Source organism: Paenibacillus sp. FSL M7-1414, from assembly GCF_038003195.1.
GTDB classification, from domain to species: domain Bacteria; phylum Bacillota; class Bacilli; order Paenibacillales; family Paenibacillaceae; genus Paenibacillus; species Paenibacillus amylolyticus.
This window is the reverse complement of the sequence record NZ_JBBOOS010000001.1, coordinates 3,489,166-3,506,774: the sequence shown is the minus strand read 5'-3', so window position 1 is coordinate 3,506,774 and position 17,609 is coordinate 3,489,166. Positions and strand designations below refer to the sequence as shown.

Genomic DNA, 17,609 nt, shown 5'->3' with positions numbered 1-17,609 from the left:
CTCCCTCCTTGTTAGAATATTTTGTAATTGGCATACTTATAGGCCAGCCTGTAAGAGACAACGATCAAGATCAAGCTAATTCCCGATTTGAACAGTCCTACAGCGGTCCCGAAGCCGTATTGCCCGTTTAACAAGGATGAACGGTAGACATAGGTGTCAATGATATCTCCCGTACTGTAGACAAGCGGATTGTACAGATTGAAAACCTGATCAAAGCCCGCGTCCAGAATATTGCCCAGACTCAGCGTAGAAATGACGATAATCATGGGCAACATGCTAGGCAAAGTTACGTATCGAATTTGCTGCCGGCGTGTGGCACCATCGATCTCGGCCGCTTCGTAATAAGATGGATTAATTCCCGCAATGGTCGCCAGATAAACAATCATGCCAAAGCCAAAGCTCTTCCACACATCGCTGATCACAACCGTAAATCGAAACAGATCAGGATCACCCAAGAAGTAAATGGGATCGTTCCCGAAAATACGTGTCAAGATGTGATTGATTCCTCCGTCTAATCCCAGAATGTCGATCATCAACCCCGCGACCGTTACCCAGGACAAGAAATGCGGCAGATACACCAGTGTCTGAACACTTTTCTTAATGCCCATATTTCGAATCTCGCTCAGCAGGATAGCCATGACGATTGGAACGATAATACCAACGATAATTTTAGAAACGGCGATAATTAATGTATTAACAATCGCTTGTGTGGCTTCTTTGTACTGGAAAATTCGTTCGAAATTATCTAACCCGATCCACCGTGAACCTGTGATGCCCAGCCATGGTTTGTAGTCCTGAAATGCCATGAGCAAACCTACCATCGGGCCATAAGAAAAGATGCAGACAAACACAAATGCGGGAATACACAGTACGTACAAAGGCCAGCTTTTCTTGATTTCCTTTTTGAATGAAGTCCGCTGGGATAGCTTTGTTTTTGTTTTTTTCGCGGATCTGGCGGGTACAATCTCGTTAATGTTGCATACCTCCTCTATGATGATTCTTCGAAAGCGATCCTTGAAGATAAGCTTAACAAAAGCGCTTTCACTCCAAAATGCCAAAATTTCAAGATCATCACCCCACCCTGAATCACTTTAAAACCGCTTTCATTTATCGCCGTTGCTGCCCTTCCGCTTTTCTAAGGTTTGGCTTATATTAAAGTTAATCCGATCTGGAGTTTAAACTTCTGCGTTTGACGATATGAAAGGAAACACATATGATCAGAAAAATGTATATGAAGCGTTTCATCTATTTCTTTGTTTTTTTTCTGCTGCTGACGTTAAGTTTGTTTTTCGTGATGAACCGATTAAGCTCCAAGACACTTGAAGAAAATCTGATTGGCGCTTCCAAAAACCAGCTTGATTATGTGAAAGGCATTCTTGACGGGATTATATACGAAGCCAATATGTATGGGGTTCAGTATGCGGCAGACAGTGATGTCCGGTTTTACCAGAGGCATGTTATCGAGCTGAGCAATTACGATTCCCAAATGAAGAAAAACGATATTGTTGATCGCTTGCGGCAAACACTCCTCTCCAGTCGATCGATTGAATCGATCGGCATTTACTGGAAGTCTGAAGAAACGTTTCTGTCCACCAACAGTACGCCGGAGGCCAGACTTCCGTTCAAGGATGTTCATCAACGGGGATGGCAAATCGTCGGCAATAGCTTGTATTACTTTGCCCTCTACCCTTACATCCAAAAATCCGGACAAAATGAACCGACTCAGTACGTCGTTGGTGTAAAGCTGAATACTGATTATTTGAAAAATCTGCTGAAAAAGGCTGTGAACAACGACAGCTCAAACGCTTTTTTTTGGTTTAATTCCCATCAGTTATGGAGTGAGAAAAAAGTCGACAACGATCTATTGAAAGCGGTTACTGATATGCTTTCTCCACAGCCGGAAATCACTTTAAAATATGATTATCACACCAAGTCGGACGATTACTATGTTCTTTCCCGATATATTGAATCAATCGACGCCTACCTGATTACATATACACAGACGAATGATTTTCTGCAACCGATTGACCGCAACCGTAAAGTTTTTTTTGCCAGTATTTTAGCCGTTTTCACACTTGGTCTGGTTGTGATCTTTACGTTTTACCGGAACTATTACCGTAATATTCGTTTGTTGGAGCGGAAGTTTTCACAGGTTGAACAAGGCAATCACAATACACGTATTACCGAAAATACGGATAGAGAGTTTTACAGCTTGTTTAGAAGTTTTAATCATATGGTTACCGAGATCCAGGATCTATTCGTATCTTTGAAAACCGAAACGGAACTAAGACGAAGTGCGGAACTTCAACAACTTCAAGCTCAGATTAACCCTCATTTTTTATACAACAGTTTGTTTTTCATCATGTCGGTGGCTCAGTTTTCACCTGATTCTGTCATGCGCATGAGCAAACATCTGGCTGAATATTATCGTTATTTAACCAAGTTGGACCGGCATGAAGTTACGCTGGAAAGCGAGCTTCAGTTTGCGGAACACTTCTTGATCATTATGGCTCTTAGCAAAAAAATGGAGTACAGCATTGATCTGCCGCCAGAACTGTCCTCCCTGCCCCTCATGCCGCTGATCATCCAGCCAGTGGTTGAAAATGCGATTCAACATGGCATTGAAGGACATCAAGGTGCCCATCGGGTGACGATTGAAGTAAAACAGGCGGAGACTGCGATAACGATCAAGGTCTCCGATGACGGTAAAGGTCTTTCGCTGGATGATATCCGTAGTCTGGAGGCTCGGCTTGAGAGTGATACCCCGCCTGAAGGAATTAAAGGCGTAGGGCTCTGGAATGTAAATCAACGTCTGAAAAATACGTATGGCGAACGTAGCGGGTTACATTTTACTACTAATAATTGGGGCGGCTTGTCCGTCCTGCTGCTCATCAGCATTCCCGAGGAGAAAGGAGATAGCTAATGCGATTATTAATTGTGGATGACGGACATTATGTCGTTGAATATATGAAGCACTTACTCGATTGGAACACCTTTGGCATTGATCAGATCGAGACGATGACCAATTCGTTTGAAGCCCGAGATATATTGACTCAAAACCACATCGATATTCTGATTACTGACATCCGAATGCCTGAGGTGTCTGGTATTGATCTGCTTCAACATATCCACCAACATAACTTGCCAACCAAAGTGATCATCCTTTCCGGCTACTCTGAGTTCGAATACGCGCAACAAGGAATTCGTTTAGGTGCGCTCGACTACTTGCTCAAACCTGTCGACAAAGATGATGTGGAGAAAGCCATGTCCAAAGCCATCAACAATATTACAAAGACTCGGCCCGCTCAATCTGTTGCATGGGAGAACTTCGATGGATTGGAGTATCTGCTTTCCCTGCTTGGTCACAATGAGACATTAAGGAAGGAATATGATGCGTATACTGAATTTTTAGGGCATCGTCGTATGTGCTGCTTCAAGCTGGAGGGTTTCACACAGGAACATGAGGATGCTATAAAACATGCTGTCGGAGACAAACTGGATCGTCTCGTGTGGGCTGCGGGAACGGGACTGTTCGGTCTTGTTCCGGAAGAAGCTGCTGGGGAACTGACCATCAAACTGGAGCAATCAGTCGCGTCTCCTCCCGTTTCATTGACCGACCGAAACGTGACCCGGCAGATGTTCTACAGGTTCTTTCTTAATGAGGACGTACACTTAGAAGACTTCAATGGCATATTCAACTATTCTCCGTCATGCGGTGATTGGGAGTCGGCGGGAAATATCATTAAAAAATATGATCAAATCCATCTCCATAAGCAAAAAACAATCTTTCTCATGGAGACCATTCTATATGTATATCTGACGGATAAGGATCGCGATCCCTCTGAAACCGTGGAGTGGATATTTAACCAGTTACGGTATCCTGATGAACTATCCTCAACTCTCATGGATCGGGTCAGTCGGATCAGAAACAACAAACAGATGTCCATTCAAACCATCGTTGACAAAGTACAAACGTATATCGAAGACCATCTGTCACATGGCCTTAGCTTGGACGAACTGGGGAAAGTTGCACATCTCCATCCCGTCTACTTTTCCAAACTGTTTAAACAAGAGACGGGCGAAAATGTGTCAAACTACATTTCCAGGAAGCGGTTAGAGAAGGCTTCTCAACTGCTTCAAGATTCGGAACTCCGTGTAGCCGATATAGCCCAGATGGTTGGTTACCGAAAAAATCAATATTTTATCCAGTTGTTCAAAGTGGAATATGGAGTTACGCCCTACCAGTACCGCAGAAATATGATCCATCAATGAGAACGAATAAATAATTTCATCAAATTGATATAAAACGGGTTGACCATGTAGCCATTTGGACTTACGGAATATCTCTTACCCGTGTCCAACCGTCGTATTTGTTCCATTTCCTTCTCATTCAACTCAAAGTCGAATGTTTCTTTGTTCTCTTTTATCCGTTGAGGATTCGATGATTTGGGGATGACAATAATTCCGCGTTGCAGATGCCAGCGCAAAATGACTTGCGCAACCGATTTCTGATGGCAAAGGGCAATTGCCACCAGCTCCGGATGCTCCAGCAGCGCTTTGCTTCCCTGCCCCAACGGTCCCCAAGCCTCATGCAGAATCCGATGTCGAACCATATAATCATGCAATTCGTGTTGCGGAAATTCCGGATGGGTCTCGATCTGATTTACCATCGGCGAAATCCGGGAATGTTTCTTCAGATGCTCCAGATGCCGGATCTCGAAATTGGCTACACCTATAACTTTGATTTTACCTGCGTCGTATAACTCTTCCATCGCCTTCCAGGCGTTCACGTATTGAGGACCGGCAAAATGAATCAAATACATATCGAGATATGTTACGTTCAGCTTCTGGCAAGTCTGCTCGAACGCCTTTTTCGTCGCACGGTACCCCAGGTCTGTCGTCCATACCTTGGAGGTAATGAAGAACTCCTCCCTGGGAATGCCGCTGTTTTGGATGACCCGACCTAGCGCCGCTTCATTACCGTAAATTTTGGCCGTATCGAAATGGCGATAACCCATTCGAATAGCCTCCTCGACAGTCCTTTCGAAGGTCCCCCCGTCTTTGATCTTATATAGGCCGAACCCGAGTTGAGGAATGTCCACTCCGTTTGCCGCTGCGACTGTCTGATTCATTCGCAACTCCCCCTCCCCGTTTTTTCTAATTGTTGTTCCGATGCTTGTTCTTCACATTGCGTTAGCAACTTTTCTATCTCGTTCACCAGGTTTTTCAACAATTTCAACTTGCTACCGGAGTCAAGGCTGTAATAGTTGAGAGTTCCTTCTTTACGAACACTTATTATCTGTGATTCTTTCAATATTTTCAGATGATGTGATACGGTCGGTCGGGAAAGATGAGTTTTCATCCTGATCTCTCCTACGCGCATGCCGGGTTTTTGCGGCCCTTGAATCAAGGCTATGAGGATGGCTTGCCGGGTTTCGTCACCGATCGCATTCAACACCTTCTGATTGTTCTTAAATTCGATAGCAATCGTGGTCGCAAGTTCCTGATCCAGGTAAATCATCCCCTTCCATTTAGAATGTGTAATACTTTTGTAGATACAGCCTATCACAATCTCGGATTCGGCTGTACATCGGGAAAGAAATTCAAGAACCTATTTTTCCCATGTCTTAAGAATACATTAGCAAAAGAAGAAGCCACCCCTGACGAATGGAGTGGCTTCTATTAATGGTTGTTATTTTTTTTAAAAGGCATGAAAATTCCAATCAGTTGTTGAAGTAATGAGACTGTTTAAGGTCGGGAATCAGTGCAGGTTGCACTGGCCGCCATCCCATAAGTTCCTGAGTTGCAATGCTTGATCTCGGGATATCGAGCGATGCGAGTGTGCTGAGAAAGCCAAAATGGGCATCTGCCTCTTCGCGTGAAATGCTGACTACAGGTACGTTCAGCTGCTCACCAATAGCACTCGCGATGTCGCAAAATGGCACTCCTTCATCTGCGACCCCATCTAGTCGTGAACCAGCGGGTGCCTTTTCTAACGCCAGACAATATAGATGCGCGGCATCAAGGCGATGCACAGCCGGCCAGCGGTTGTTCCCCTCTCCCACATAGGCTGAGAAGCCCTTAATCTTGGCAATATTGATCAGGCTCGGCACAAATCCTGTGTCACCCTCACCGTGTACCGATGGACAAAGCTCTACAATCGATGTACGCACTCCACGCCCTGCCAGCGCTAACACCATGTTCTCCGTTGCCACTCCATTCACATGTGTGGTGATTACAAACGGCTTGCCAGATCCTTCAAGTGCCGCCCCCATCGCTTCTACGGCATGCAGATCTGTTGTGAGTGCTCCAGCGAAGTTCGAAAAGTCGTGATGGAATGCCAGATGAATGACGCCATCCGCAGCAGCTGCACCACTACGGAGGCTGTCAAGATCGTTGATGTCACCGAGGTGTACTTCGGCCCCGGACTCTTCTAGTTTCGCAGCACTACTGTCTGAACGCACGAGACCGATGACCTGATGCCCCCTTTCAATAAGTTCGCTGGTGACAGCGGAACCGATGTAGCCTGTTGCTCCTGTTACGAAAACGCGCATCATGAAATCCTCCTTAAGTTACTCACCCTCATTGTATAACTATGATCACCAAGCAATGGGTCCATCCTCATCTGAGAATGTTCCTGTTGGGCCATCCGCTCCAATCATCGCCAGCCGGACCGCTTCACTAGCCCCTTGTTCAACACTACGAGTACCAGCAAAATTATTAAGCGCAGTGGATGTGAAGCCTGGACATGCCGCATTGACCTTGATGTTTGTTGATTCAAGCGCAAATGCAAAGGCAAGTGTCACCGCATGAACAGCTGATTTTGATGCCGAATAGGCACCAAACATCGCACGATGCGAGTTTTCGGGAATAGAGTTCCAGCTAAGGGAGCCGCCGGTACTGCCTATGTTGACGATACGTGCTGCCGGGGCCTCCCGCAAAAGTGGCAACATCGCCTGCGTAACAGCAATAACTCCAAAAACATTAGTCTCATAAACTGTACGAATATCTTCAAGCGAAGCAACGGTCAAAAGACCACTCGTTGCGCCACCATTCGGAAATGGTTCACCCGATCTGCCTGCGTGCGAGATCCCCGCATTGTTCACGAGTACATCGAGACGACCAAATTCGTTCCGAATACGTTCTGCAGCAGCAGCGATGGAGTTTTCATCTGTAACGTCGAGCTGGAGAGCGTGTGAATCTGAACCGATGCTTTTTGAGGCAGTTTCTCCATTCTCGAGGCTGCGAGATCCAACGAGCACGGTGAATCCTTGTTTCGTGAGATCCTTCGCAATTTGAAGGCCGATACCTTTATTAGCCCCGGTGACCAGAGCGACAGGTTTATCTTGCATAGTTATAATCTCCTTTTTTTGTGATTGGTGGGTCCATATGAACTAAGTTGACGCGTCAACCATGTTATTATGCTCCTATGGATAAAAATGAACTTAACGAAGAAGAAATGCGAATATGGCATATGTGGAAAGGTTCCTTTCAGACCATCTTCGGTCGTATCGTCAAAGATATGGCCGATCACTCAGGATTGTCAGAGGGTGATTTTGGAGTATTGGACCGATTAGTCCTTTTTGGGGATGGTAGCCTTCGCCAACAGGAATTAGCCGACTCTATGGACTGGGATAAAAGTCGATTATCTCATCATCTGAAGCGTATGGAAAAACGTGGACTCGTGATGAAGAAACCATTAGACAACGATCGTGGAGTACAAGTCAGTATCACTTCTTCTGGAAAATCAATGTTAGATGATGCCCGTCCCTACCTCTCCAAGGCAATACGCAAACATTTTTTTGAACAATTAACCGAACAAGATATCGAGTTGATTACTAAACTGGCGGAAAGGACAAACTCAAGCTCTTAGCGTCTTATCTAGCTGCCCTCTCGACCACGTTTGTTAAAGGTGAGCTTCTAACAAACGTGGTTTCGGTTTTTCAACCAACGTAGAAGGTTAATGAAAAATACGTGTCACATTGCGAGGATTTAAGTTTTTGTTCTCAACATCTAACATGCCATTACCTGGTCACATATCGAGATGATAGCCTCTACCTTGTAAACAATTAAAATCGTGCTATCCTTATGATGAGGTGGATCAGATGGCAAATATTCAAGAGATTGCACGTCTTGCAGGCGTTTCTACAGCAACCGTTTCAAGGGTAATTAATAGACATCCTTATGTAAGCGATTTAACAAGAGAAAAAGTCTTGAACATCATTGAGCAATTGGATTATGTCCCTAATTCGAATGCAAAGTCCTTAAAAAATGGAGCGACAAAAGTCATCGGTGTTATGGGTGTTACTTACAATCCCCTTTTGATGTCACTTGTCCGTTCATTCCACATGATATCCCAAAAATACGGATTCAACATTATGCTTTTTATGACAGACGGAGATCGTGATAAGGAGCTTGTAGCGCTTGAAATGTTACGCAGTAAACAGGTGGATGCCCTTCTTTGTCTGGTACGGACGATTGAGTGGGATATCATCGAATCCTATACGAAATATGGGCCAATTGTAACATGGCAGCGTCTTACCAGCGACACCATACCGTCCGTATTTATGGACCAATATCAAGGTTATACGCTGGGTCTCGAATATCTGTATGCCAGAGGTTATCGTAAAATTTTGAACGTGTATTCGTCCAAAGGACAGAATACCTTGGAGCGAATAAGAGCTTATGAGGATTTTGTACAGAAGCATGGGTTGAAGAACACTGGCTTTCCGCAATTTCATAATAAAGTCACCATTCATGATGGTGAGGAAATAGCGCGATGGTGGATAGAACAAACGGACAAGCCGGATGCCATTTCCTGTTCGACTGATGAGGTAGCAGCAGGTATTTTAACGGAGATTCAACGCTCGGGGTTTTCGGTTCCGGATGATGTGGGAATCATGGGATTTGATAATACAGACAGCGCTCACCTGCTGGATCTGACAACGATCCATTACCCCGTGGATAAACAAGCAGAGAATGCCTTTAATATTATTATGAGTATGCTGGAAAATTCGGCATCCAATCTTCATCCTCTTCAGTTTAGACTGATTGAACGAAAATCTACATAAAACAACATCCATCCTTTTAAACGAAGAAAAGAGCCCATTTGAGATCATGAGTTCTTTTCTCTTCCATCCCGTTAAACTTCATGAACGAACAACATTCAGGCCTGTCCCTATATGAGGGACAGGCCTGAATGACTTCAATCTCTAAATAAATTATTTGTGAAATTGCGGAAGATGTTCTTTATGCGCTTCCAACATTTCATCTAAAACTACCTTAGCAATGTCACCGCTGGTAACGAGCGGATTAAGTGTGAATGCTTGTAGAGCGGTTGCATAATCTCCTGTGACCGCTGCTTCGATCGTCAGTTCCTCCATTGCCTTCATCACCTGCAATAGCCCTTTTTGTGCGGACGGGAATGCGCCAAAGTGAACAGGCTCTGCACCATGGGCTGTAATGATACTTGTAACTTCGATGGCACTGTTATATGGTAGATCGCTAATTGCTCCGCGGTTCTGTGTGTTGACTACCATATGCGTTCCCTTGTTGTTATATACGGAATTAATAACTTCACAAGCTGCGTCGCTGTAATAAGCACCTCCGCGTTTTTCCAATTCCTTAGGCTTGTAATTCAGGTTAGGATCTTTATAAAGTTCAAACAAACTTTCCTCCAGGCGTTTCACAACCTGCCCGCGAGTTCCTTCGCCATTGACCGCTTCTACTTCCTCTTCAAGCATGCTGTCGGTCATGTAATAGTACCGGTGATAAGGACAAGGCAGCATACCCAGTTGGAGAATTTGCTCATACAAGAAACGCATGCTTTTTATATTTTCGACCATTTTTTCTGGCTCGGCATCAGGACCGTAGAGCTTTTCAATGGCCTGTTTAGTTAGCTCTTTACCATCTCGGTCATAAATTTTGTGCCAGTGAAGGTGATTAATACCGGCAAATTTGAAGAACAGCTCCTCTTCATTTTTTTCCAGAACAGCAGCTTCATTCTTGGAGGAAATAATCGGAACATTGCACAAACCAATGACCTTCTCCCATTTACCATATTGGAGCACAGCTTCAGTTACCATTCCCGCAGGGTTCGTGAAATTGATTAACCAAGCATCTGGGCAAAGTTCCTTCATGTCCTCAACAATTCCAAGAACGACCGGAATGGTACGGAATGCTTTGAACATCCCACCTGCTCCGTTGGTTTCCTGACCAATCATCCCATGGCTAATCGGAATCGTTTCGTCCTTAATACGAGCTTCCAAAAGACCGACCCGGAATTGGGTGGTGACAAAATCAGCATCGGCCAACGCTTCTCTTCGATTAAGCGTCAAGTGAATATCACAGTCGATTCCCGCCGCTTTTACCATCCGTTTAGCCATGGCTCCTACAATTTCAAGTTTCTCTCTTCCTGCTTCAATATCTACCAGCCACAATTCACGTATTGGAAGTTCATGATGCCGTTTGATAAAACCTTCAATCAATTCTGGGGTGTAACTCGATCCGCCGCCAATCGTCACAATTTTTAATCCTTTTTTCATTTTGAAGTCCTCCTTGTTCTATTTTGTTCTCAATTTGGACTCTATCTTGTGTAATGCATTACATGTCAAGCACTTTTTTTGATGGGATTAAATGGGATTAATTTGTAACTTGAAACCGCTTTATCACTTGTGCTATAGTTACCTCAAATAAGGATTGTGACCGTTGATTCGGGCAATACCTAAGAAAGTTTGAATGCCGTTAACCAATTGGCGGCGTTTGAACTATCTTAGGTTTTTTTTATGCATATTGCAGAAAACAAGGAGCCGATGCACATGATTATTGAAAAAGTATTAAACAATAACCTTCTGCTGACCCGCAATACAAAGGGGAAGGAAGTCATCGTTATGGGTAAAGGCATCTCCTTCCAAAAAAGTGCAGGTGATGAGGTCGATGAACACAAGATCGATAAAATCTTCCATTTAGCCGAGCATGCCTTTGCTGTAAAAATGGCTGAACTGATTCATGAATTACCCGCCGTTCATTTCGAAGTTGTGAACGAGATCGTAAAACACGCCAACCGCGTCCTTGGTACTGATCTCAGCGACAATATTTATCTGTCGTTAACCGACCATATTAGTTTTGCCATCCAACGTAAGAACAAAGGTATGGAGATTAAAAATGCCATGCTGTTCGAAATTAAACGTTTCTATAAAACGGAATTCAGTATCGGATTGGATGCTCTGCAGTTAATCAGCGACATGATTGGGGTTTCGCTCGGGGAAGATGAGGCTGGTTTTATCGCCTTACATGTCGTCAATGCCCGACTTGACGGCACTGAAATGAAATTGACGATAAAGATGACTGAAATTGTCAATGAAATTTTGAAAATCGTCACGTACCATTACGGCACTGTTCTTGATGAATCGAGCTTAAATTATTCGCGTTTCTTAACACACCTTCAATATTTCGCCATGCGCTTATTGCGCCACGAGATTCACCAAAGCGGCGAAGATTTTTTATATCAGCAGGTGAAAAAGACTTATGTCAAAGCCTTTTCCTGCACTTGCAAGATCAACGAGTACTTAGAAAAAACGTATGTACAGTCCTTAAACAAAGATGAATTCGTTTACTTAACCATTCATATCCAGCGGCTTACTGAACGAAGCACTTTATAGCCTATTTCTTTCAAGCTAAAACTTCATATACAACACATTAGGATAAAGGATTGTGACTGGTAAAGCAGGCAAAACCTGGACTGATGGCAAAATGATTTTTCTTTTTATTTTGCCACGAGTTCAGGTTTTGCTGCTTTTTGGAAGTGAAACGATGTAAGCCGGCACATCAGGAACGAACAGCTCACAACCTGAGATCAATTACCCATCATGAAGGAGGCAATATGCTATGAGTAATAAAGACAAAGAACTGTCCATACGTGTTATTGAACTTGTTGGCGGTGAATCTAATGTGAATGATGTATATCACTGTGCAACCAGGCTTAGATTCACCCTGAAAGATCATACAAAAACGAATGAACAGGCGTTGAAAAATACAGCTGGAGTCATCACCGTTGTGAAAAGCGGCGGTCAATTTCAAGTCGTCATCGGTAATAACGTATCCAAGGTTTATGAAGGAATCATGGAGCACACCAACCTTCAAGATGGCGGCAGCAAAACGGATACTAAAGAGAATGCAGAAAAAACAGGAATATTTGGAAAAACCGTAGATCTTATTTCCAGTGTTTTTTCCCCGCTGCTCAGTGCGCTAGCTGGAGCTGGATTGCTCAAAGGTCTGGTTGTTTTGTCTGTCGCGCTCGGGTGGCTAGATGACACCTCAGGAACTTATCTAATTTTAAACGCGGCATCAAGCAGTGTATTCACCTTTTTGCCCATATTTTTGGCAGTTACTGCCGCAAGGAAATTCAAAGCTAATATGAACGTATCCTTGGCTATTGCAGGAGCCCTGGTCTTTCCGACCATTTCCGCTGCGTTTAATAGCGGTCAAACTTATGATTTCTTAGGCATCCCCATTGTGCTTGTGATGTACACTTCCACCGTGTTTCCAATCCTTCTGGCGGTGTGGGTTCAATCTCATATAGAAAAATGGTTCAACTCGATTATTCACCAGTCTATCCGCAATATTCTTGTGCCGATGCTGTCGCTTCTAATTGTCGTCCCGCTTACCATTCTTGCTTTTGGACCGATCGGCAACAGTGTTAGTCAGGGGTTAGCTAGCGGTTTTACCTCACTCATGCAATTCAGCCCAATGTTGGCGGGAGCAGTCACTGGTGGTTTCTGGCAGGTCATTGTTATCTTTGGACTTCACTGGGCTTTTCTTCCAATTACACTTAATAATCTGGCGACAATAGGCTATGACTTAATGCGGCCGATGTTGACCGCAGCCGTGCTGGCTCAAGCCGGTGCTTTGCTCGCCGTTATGCTGAAAACCCGCAATTCACAGCTTAAAACCCTTTCCGGATCTGCTACGATTACTGCAATTTTCGGAATTACGGAACCAGGCATTTACGGGGTTACTTTACGATTGAAAAAACCGTTCATTTACGCATGTATTTCCGCAGCGATCGGGGGCGCAATTATCGGAGTCGGGGGTGGTCGGGCAGTCGCTTACTCACTTCCCAGCCTGCTCGCTTTTCCTACTTACGTAACAACGGGGTTCGCCTCGGTTGTGATCGGTGTTTCCGTATCTTTTGTCCTGGCTTTTCTACTCACGTTGCTGCTTGGATTCAAGGATCTTGAGGCTACTGTTGAGGAGCCGCAGATTGAAACTTCTGGACAGGAAAAACAAGCGATTGAGCCAAGTGAATCTCGGTTAAAAAAGGAAATCATTGTGAGTCCGCTGAAAGGCAGTGTTCAGCTACTTGAAGATTTGCCTGATCCCGCCTTCTCTTCAGGTGCCATGGGACAGGGGCTTGTCATTGAACCCACTGATGGAATTTTGGTATCGCCAATCAATGGTGTCGTAACCACCGTATTCCCTACCGGTCATGCGCTCGGTCTGACCACGGACAGTGGCATGGAGCTTCTGATCCATATTGGAGTGAATACGGTAAAGCTAAAAGGACAATTTTTTGAGAAAAAAGTTAAAGAGGGCGATCGGGTTTCTTGCGGGCAACTGCTTGTAGAGTTTGACGCGGAGCAAATCCGGACAGCCGGTTACATCACTGCCACCTCAGTCATCGTTACCAACTCCGCCAACTACTTGGACGTGTTAAAAACTACTGAACAGGAAGTGAAGCAAGGCGATTATCTAATGTCGGCGGTAGTCTAACGATTGGAGATGGATTACCTGTCGGTAATTGAACTATTTTCAGGTTATATAACTGTCTACTAATTCACTTATTCCGTATGATCCAAAGAAGCCACTCCTGCAAAGGAGTGTTTCTCTTCTCTGGATAGCACTTTCCGTTTATTTATCAGCTACAATTGTAAATTCCCATGGAAGTTTTCAGTAATCCAATCACGGTGCTCATCAAATTTGATTATAAAGCCGGATGTAAATACGGAATTTTAATACATTCTAAATACGTACGGGTGTATTTTTCTTATTAATCCTTCTGTGCAATGATGATATAGACGGGTTGGTTAGCAACTTGCGTCGGTGAATGGATCGTATTAATAACTGAGAAACCTGCCTTTACAATTTCCCATTTTCTCGGGTGAAACTCTTGGACCAGTAGGCATCTCTGACTCCTCTAATTCAATGCACACAAAGATCCCTTTGTCTTTTAATACGCTATGGATTTCAAGCAGTACGGACGAAAGAGGTTGAACTTCGTGTAACGATATGGAAGCAACGCCCTTTTCTAATCTTTCGTTCGCGAGTGGCATCTCTTTAAAATTTGCGGCAGTGGTTTCAATGTTGGCAACCCCTGCTCCTTATCTTTTAATTCTAAATACTGTAAAATATCAGCATCTTAACCCAATGCAACTACTCTTTTCACGTAATTAGCAAAAGCAAAGCTTATATAACCTGTGCCAGCCCCAAGGTCTAATAGTTCCTCCTCTTTATTAAGCTGTATAAACTCAAATAACTCCTTTGCTGGAAACCTCTCAATATTCTCCAAGTACTCAATTTTTCTTTGTATATTGGGATTCATTTTCATACTCCTCACCTAATCGTATTAGCCAGAGCAATGCCCCTCCAATAGAAAGTGACGAATATTCTAGCCTGCACGTCCATTATTTAGCCAGTGTAAAGACAGGAGTTGTCTGGCTACAACATACGGAGGATTAGACGTGGTAGAGATCGTCGTAACAAGTCCGATCCGTTTCATTTCACGAGCGATCGATGCAAAGAACAACGTGGGATCCGGGTTGCCAAAGTTGGAGGCATCGCCTAACATCTGCAGGCTTATATATAGATAATTTGATTTTTATTTAAATACACAAGTTACGAATTCAATATGCATAATTATCTAATCGACCATCGGAATAAGTTTTTTCCCTCAACTCCTGAGATAGGAAACTTACATGGCTAAAACAAAAAGCCGCTTGAATAGCGACTTTTAATGGTTTTTATTTTTTTAAAAGGTGTGAAAATTCCAATCAATTGTTGAAGTAATTAGACTGTTTAAGATCAGAATCAGTAAAGGTTGCACTGGCCGCCATCCCATAAGTTCCTGAGTTACAACGCTTGATCTAAGGATATCGAGCGCTGCGAGTGTTCTGAGAAAGCCAAAATGGGCATCTGCCTCTTCGCGTGAAATACTGACTAAAGGTACGTTCAGCTGCTCACCAATAGCACTCGCGATGTCGCAAAATGGTACTCCTTCATCTGCGACCCCATCTAGTCGTGAACCAGTGGATGCCTTTTCTAACGCCAGGCAATATAGATGCGCGGCGTCAAGACGATGCACAGCCGGCCAATGGTTGCTTCCCTCTTCTATTGTATCGATGGATTGCTATTTACCACAGCTCCATTATGAGGAAATCTGCTCAAATAACCTCAGTCCATCTTTTTAAGTTGTTAACGCTTCTGTTATGTCCTCAATAGACAAATACAAAATTGGAACATCTTCATCTTTTAGATCAACGCTAGTACTAACATATTCGATAGAGTATTTCGTCAGTATATGTTCACAGCTGGTTCTATGTTTTAGCAGGATAGTTTCATCCTAATACATAATACAAACATGCTTCATGACTTTCTCGGTTATAGAGTGACTGTGATTATTGAATTCAAAAAAAGCGGTTCTTAGTAGGGGATAGATAAACCTATAAACCATTTTAATCTTCAATCTGTATTGTCATCGGGATTAAGTACTGCATTACATTCATTAAGATGATCAGTTTTAGAGAAATCTCTTTTGTTCCGTAGTTAAGATCGAAACCGTGTAAGATAGCATGTCTACTGATTTTAGATTCGATTGGATTTCCTGGACTAAAAGAAGTGTAAATCATATTCTCACAATAGTCACTAATTGATTCAGCGTAGATAAGAAAATTTTCCTTATCCTTCATGAGGTTAATTAGAGCTTTCTGCTTAAGGTGTTCCCTAAATTTAAAAGAATCATAAACATATCCTTCAATTTGAGTGAGAAGGACCGGTACAGATAAAAAATACTTTCCTCCGTTGTGGGCTTCTAAAACCTGTTTAAGAATATTGATTCGATTATTTAATGTAGGGTTAGCAATCCATACTTTTTCAATCTCAAGAATTTTCTCTACAGTATAATGGTTAAACATATATCGCCTGTAGACTTTTTGTGCATTGTAAATATCGTTATTACCAAGGTGCGTCATTACACTGTTCAATACCTTCGTATGCACAAATATTTCAGGATCTAAAATCCAATCTGTTTTAGAAGAAAATTCCTTAAGAACTTTAGCAAAATTGTCAGCCACTTGCTCGAAAAATTGGGAAAGGTATTCTCTAAAACTAGTATTGAACATAAATGTTAATTTAGTTTCTTTATAGTCATTCTGTTCCAATAGCACATTTCCTTTCATATATCAGAGTATAGTAAAGGTCCTTATTATGAAAATTTGAGACAGTTTACTATCCTTGCTGTGTTATATTTTTTTTCTGTTCTGAGCATACTTGATTGTTTCATCTTACGTTTAGGTTCGATAGTAAGCGGTTACTTTGGCCCTTTCCACTTTGTATGTATTATCAAGAAAGCAATTATGAATCATGTGTAGCCATTTCTCAACGAAAGGAAGTTACACTCATTAAGAAATAAAGGTGTGAAGTTTGACGTTATAGTTCTTAAACTAATTTCATGGGAGTGTTTTTTTGTTTTCTTGAGGAGTTGCTACCATGAGCTCATGTCACTTTATTATAGGAATAATCCAAAAATACATGTTTAGCTGTGTTGCTCGATACACTCCAAATTCCATTTTGAAATGGCTAATTGCTTCATCCGGGATATTGTGATAGAAATCGTTTTTAATTCTGTTAAAACCAATTAAAGGTATTTCATCATATTTATTCATCAAAAATTTATCAAAAAACTGTGGGTAAGAGAACAGATTTTCCTTCTCGAAAAGCTCTAGCTCTTTGTCTCTTCGAGGATGTAAGATGCAGAGTACCATAAATTTATTAACCGCAATCGGGAAATTAGCTAGTTTTGTTTTGTCTTTGGTGAGCTTGGCAAAAATACCATTCTTGTTCATATACATTTTTTCTTGGAGCAAATCCCACGTATAAAATAAACTGAATTCTATTAAGTCAGAGTAATTGTCATCTTGGAATGTCACGATATCTATGTATTTATGCTCTCGTTTAACCACCATTCCATCTCTATACATTGCATAGGCGGTTTTGTCCCTAATCAATCTTTCCTCCTTACCAGTTAACTGTATAAAGGCAAGCTCGTCACCATCAACTTTCATTAACTCTGACCGGATATACTCTTCCAACTCTTTAACTTTCAAACTTTCCTCTCCTTTCATAGCCTGTTTTATTTTACGAGTTCATTAACTAAGTACTCTCTAGTTTTCGTTTGCAAGCACTGGTGACTGTTTTGCCTACAAGTTGTACAGGATCATCTAAATAATACATCACTTCACTATAATAAAGATTCACTTCTTTCATATTTTCAATTCGTTGTCTATCTGCTAAAGAAAGAATTCATCGGTACGACTAAAAAGGGATTACGTGTTCCA

General features: G+C 42.6%; 16 protein-coding genes and 1 pseudogene. 6 read left to right on the top strand and 11 right to left on the bottom strand.

The annotated features are described in order from the left end of the window. Positions 1–11: 11 nt before the first annotated feature. A complete protein-coding gene (locus tag MHH92_RS15245; RefSeq protein ID WP_036616097.1) occupies positions 12–896 on the bottom strand; it encodes an ABC transporter permease in 885 nt (294 codons plus the stop codon). 317 nt (positions 897–1,213) lie between these two features. Here MHH92_RS15245 and MHH92_RS15240 point away from each other — a divergent pair, with 317 nt between their 5' ends. Continuing rightward, positions 1,214–2,923 carry a sensor histidine kinase gene (locus MHH92_RS15240; protein ID WP_340904663.1) on the top strand — a complete coding sequence of 570 codons (1,710 nt, stop codon included), beginning with the start codon at positions 1,214–1,216 and terminating at the stop codon, positions 2,921–2,923. Beyond that, a complete protein-coding gene (locus tag MHH92_RS15235) occupies positions 2,923–4,272 on the top strand; it encodes a response regulator (RefSeq protein WP_340904661.1) in 1,350 nt (449 codons plus the stop codon). Before MHH92_RS15240 ends, MHH92_RS15235 begins: the two co-directional genes overlap by 1 nt. On the opposite strand, the gene MHH92_RS15230 is transcribed toward MHH92_RS15235, so the two are convergent. The 4 genes from MHH92_RS15230 to MHH92_RS15215 form a co-directional block, all read right to left on the bottom strand. Continuing rightward, positions 4,266–5,132, bottom strand: coding sequence for an aldo/keto reductase (locus tag MHH92_RS15230; RefSeq protein WP_076317853.1), 867 nt, complete (start codon positions 5,130–5,132; stop codon positions 4,266–4,268). The genes MHH92_RS15235 and MHH92_RS15230 overlap by 7 nt on opposite strands. Continuing rightward, complete coding sequence (locus tag MHH92_RS15225; protein WP_047843023.1) at positions 5,129–5,521, bottom strand: ArsR/SmtB family transcription factor; 393 nt, start codon at positions 5,519–5,521, stop codon at positions 5,129–5,131. The genes MHH92_RS15230 and MHH92_RS15225 overlap by 4 nt, the downstream gene beginning before the upstream one ends. 202 nt (positions 5,522–5,723) lie before the next feature. Further along, positions 5,724–6,554: an SDR family oxidoreductase gene (locus tag MHH92_RS15220; protein ID WP_340907686.1), complete on the bottom strand. Its 831-nt coding sequence runs from the start codon at positions 6,552–6,554 to the stop codon at positions 5,724–5,726. A gap of 45 nt (positions 6,555–6,599) precedes the next feature. Then, positions 6,600–7,352 carry an SDR family oxidoreductase gene (locus MHH92_RS15215; protein ID WP_076253109.1) on the bottom strand — a complete coding sequence of 251 codons (753 nt, stop codon included), beginning with the start codon at positions 7,350–7,352 and terminating at the stop codon, positions 6,600–6,602. 77 nt (positions 7,353–7,429) lie between these two features. Here MHH92_RS15215 and MHH92_RS15210 point away from each other — a divergent pair, with 77 nt between their 5' ends. Both MHH92_RS15210 and MHH92_RS15205 read left to right on the top strand, forming a co-directional pair. Beyond that, on the top strand, positions 7,430–7,873 hold the full coding sequence (locus tag MHH92_RS15210; protein WP_076253214.1) for a MarR family winged helix-turn-helix transcriptional regulator: 444 nt from the start codon (positions 7,430–7,432) through the stop codon (positions 7,871–7,873). Between the two features lie 232 nt (positions 7,874–8,105). Beyond that, the gene (locus MHH92_RS15205; protein ID WP_076253108.1) at positions 8,106–9,071 is read left to right on the top strand and encodes a LacI family DNA-binding transcriptional regulator; all 966 of its coding nucleotides are present in this window, start codon (positions 8,106–8,108) and stop codon (positions 9,069–9,071) included. A gap of 150 nt (positions 9,072–9,221) precedes the next feature. On the opposite strand, the gene MHH92_RS15200 is transcribed toward MHH92_RS15205, so the two are convergent. Continuing rightward, entirely contained in the window at positions 9,222–10,544 is a 1,323-nt protein-coding gene (locus MHH92_RS15200) for a 6-phospho-beta-glucosidase (RefSeq protein ID WP_076253107.1), read from the bottom strand. 273 nt (positions 10,545–10,817) lie between these two features. Here MHH92_RS15200 and licT point away from each other — a divergent pair, with 273 nt between their 5' ends. Both licT and MHH92_RS15190 read left to right on the top strand, forming a co-directional pair. Beyond that, complete coding sequence (licT, locus tag MHH92_RS15195) at positions 10,818–11,660, top strand: BglG family transcription antiterminator LicT (RefSeq protein WP_340904658.1); 843 nt, start codon at positions 10,818–10,820, stop codon at positions 11,658–11,660. Between the two features lie 226 nt (positions 11,661–11,886). Continuing rightward, the gene (locus MHH92_RS15190) at positions 11,887–13,770 is read left to right on the top strand and encodes a beta-glucoside-specific PTS transporter subunit IIABC (protein WP_340904656.1); all 1,884 of its coding nucleotides are present in this window, start codon (positions 11,887–11,889) and stop codon (positions 13,768–13,770) included. A 344-nt stretch (positions 13,771–14,114) separates the two neighbouring features. On the opposite strand, the gene MHH92_RS30585 is transcribed toward MHH92_RS15190, so the two are convergent. The 5 genes and pseudogenes from MHH92_RS30585 to MHH92_RS15170 form a co-directional block, all read right to left on the bottom strand. Further along, positions 14,115–14,330 carry a hypothetical protein gene (locus MHH92_RS30585; protein ID WP_354437416.1) on the bottom strand — a complete coding sequence of 72 codons (216 nt, stop codon included), beginning with the start codon at positions 14,328–14,330 and terminating at the stop codon, positions 14,115–14,117. 86 nt (positions 14,331–14,416) lie between these two features. Next, on the bottom strand, positions 14,417–14,599 hold the full coding sequence (locus tag MHH92_RS15185; RefSeq protein ID WP_053061555.1) for a hypothetical protein: 183 nt from the start codon (positions 14,597–14,599) through the stop codon (positions 14,417–14,419). Positions 14,600–14,668: 69 nt separating this feature from the next. Beyond that, positions 14,669–14,875, bottom strand: a pseudogene (locus MHH92_RS15180) (LLM class flavin-dependent oxidoreductase); the annotation flags it as partial. 853 nt (positions 14,876–15,728) lie between these two features. Then, a complete protein-coding gene (locus MHH92_RS15175) occupies positions 15,729–16,433 on the bottom strand; it encodes a hypothetical protein (RefSeq protein ID WP_340904654.1) in 705 nt (234 codons plus the stop codon). A gap of 339 nt (positions 16,434–16,772) precedes the next feature. Beyond that, positions 16,773–17,378 (bottom strand): hypothetical protein, encoded by a 606-nt coding sequence (locus tag MHH92_RS15170; protein ID WP_340904653.1) that lies wholly within the window; start codon positions 17,376–17,378, stop codon positions 16,773–16,775. Positions 17,379–17,609 lie beyond the last annotated feature (231 nt).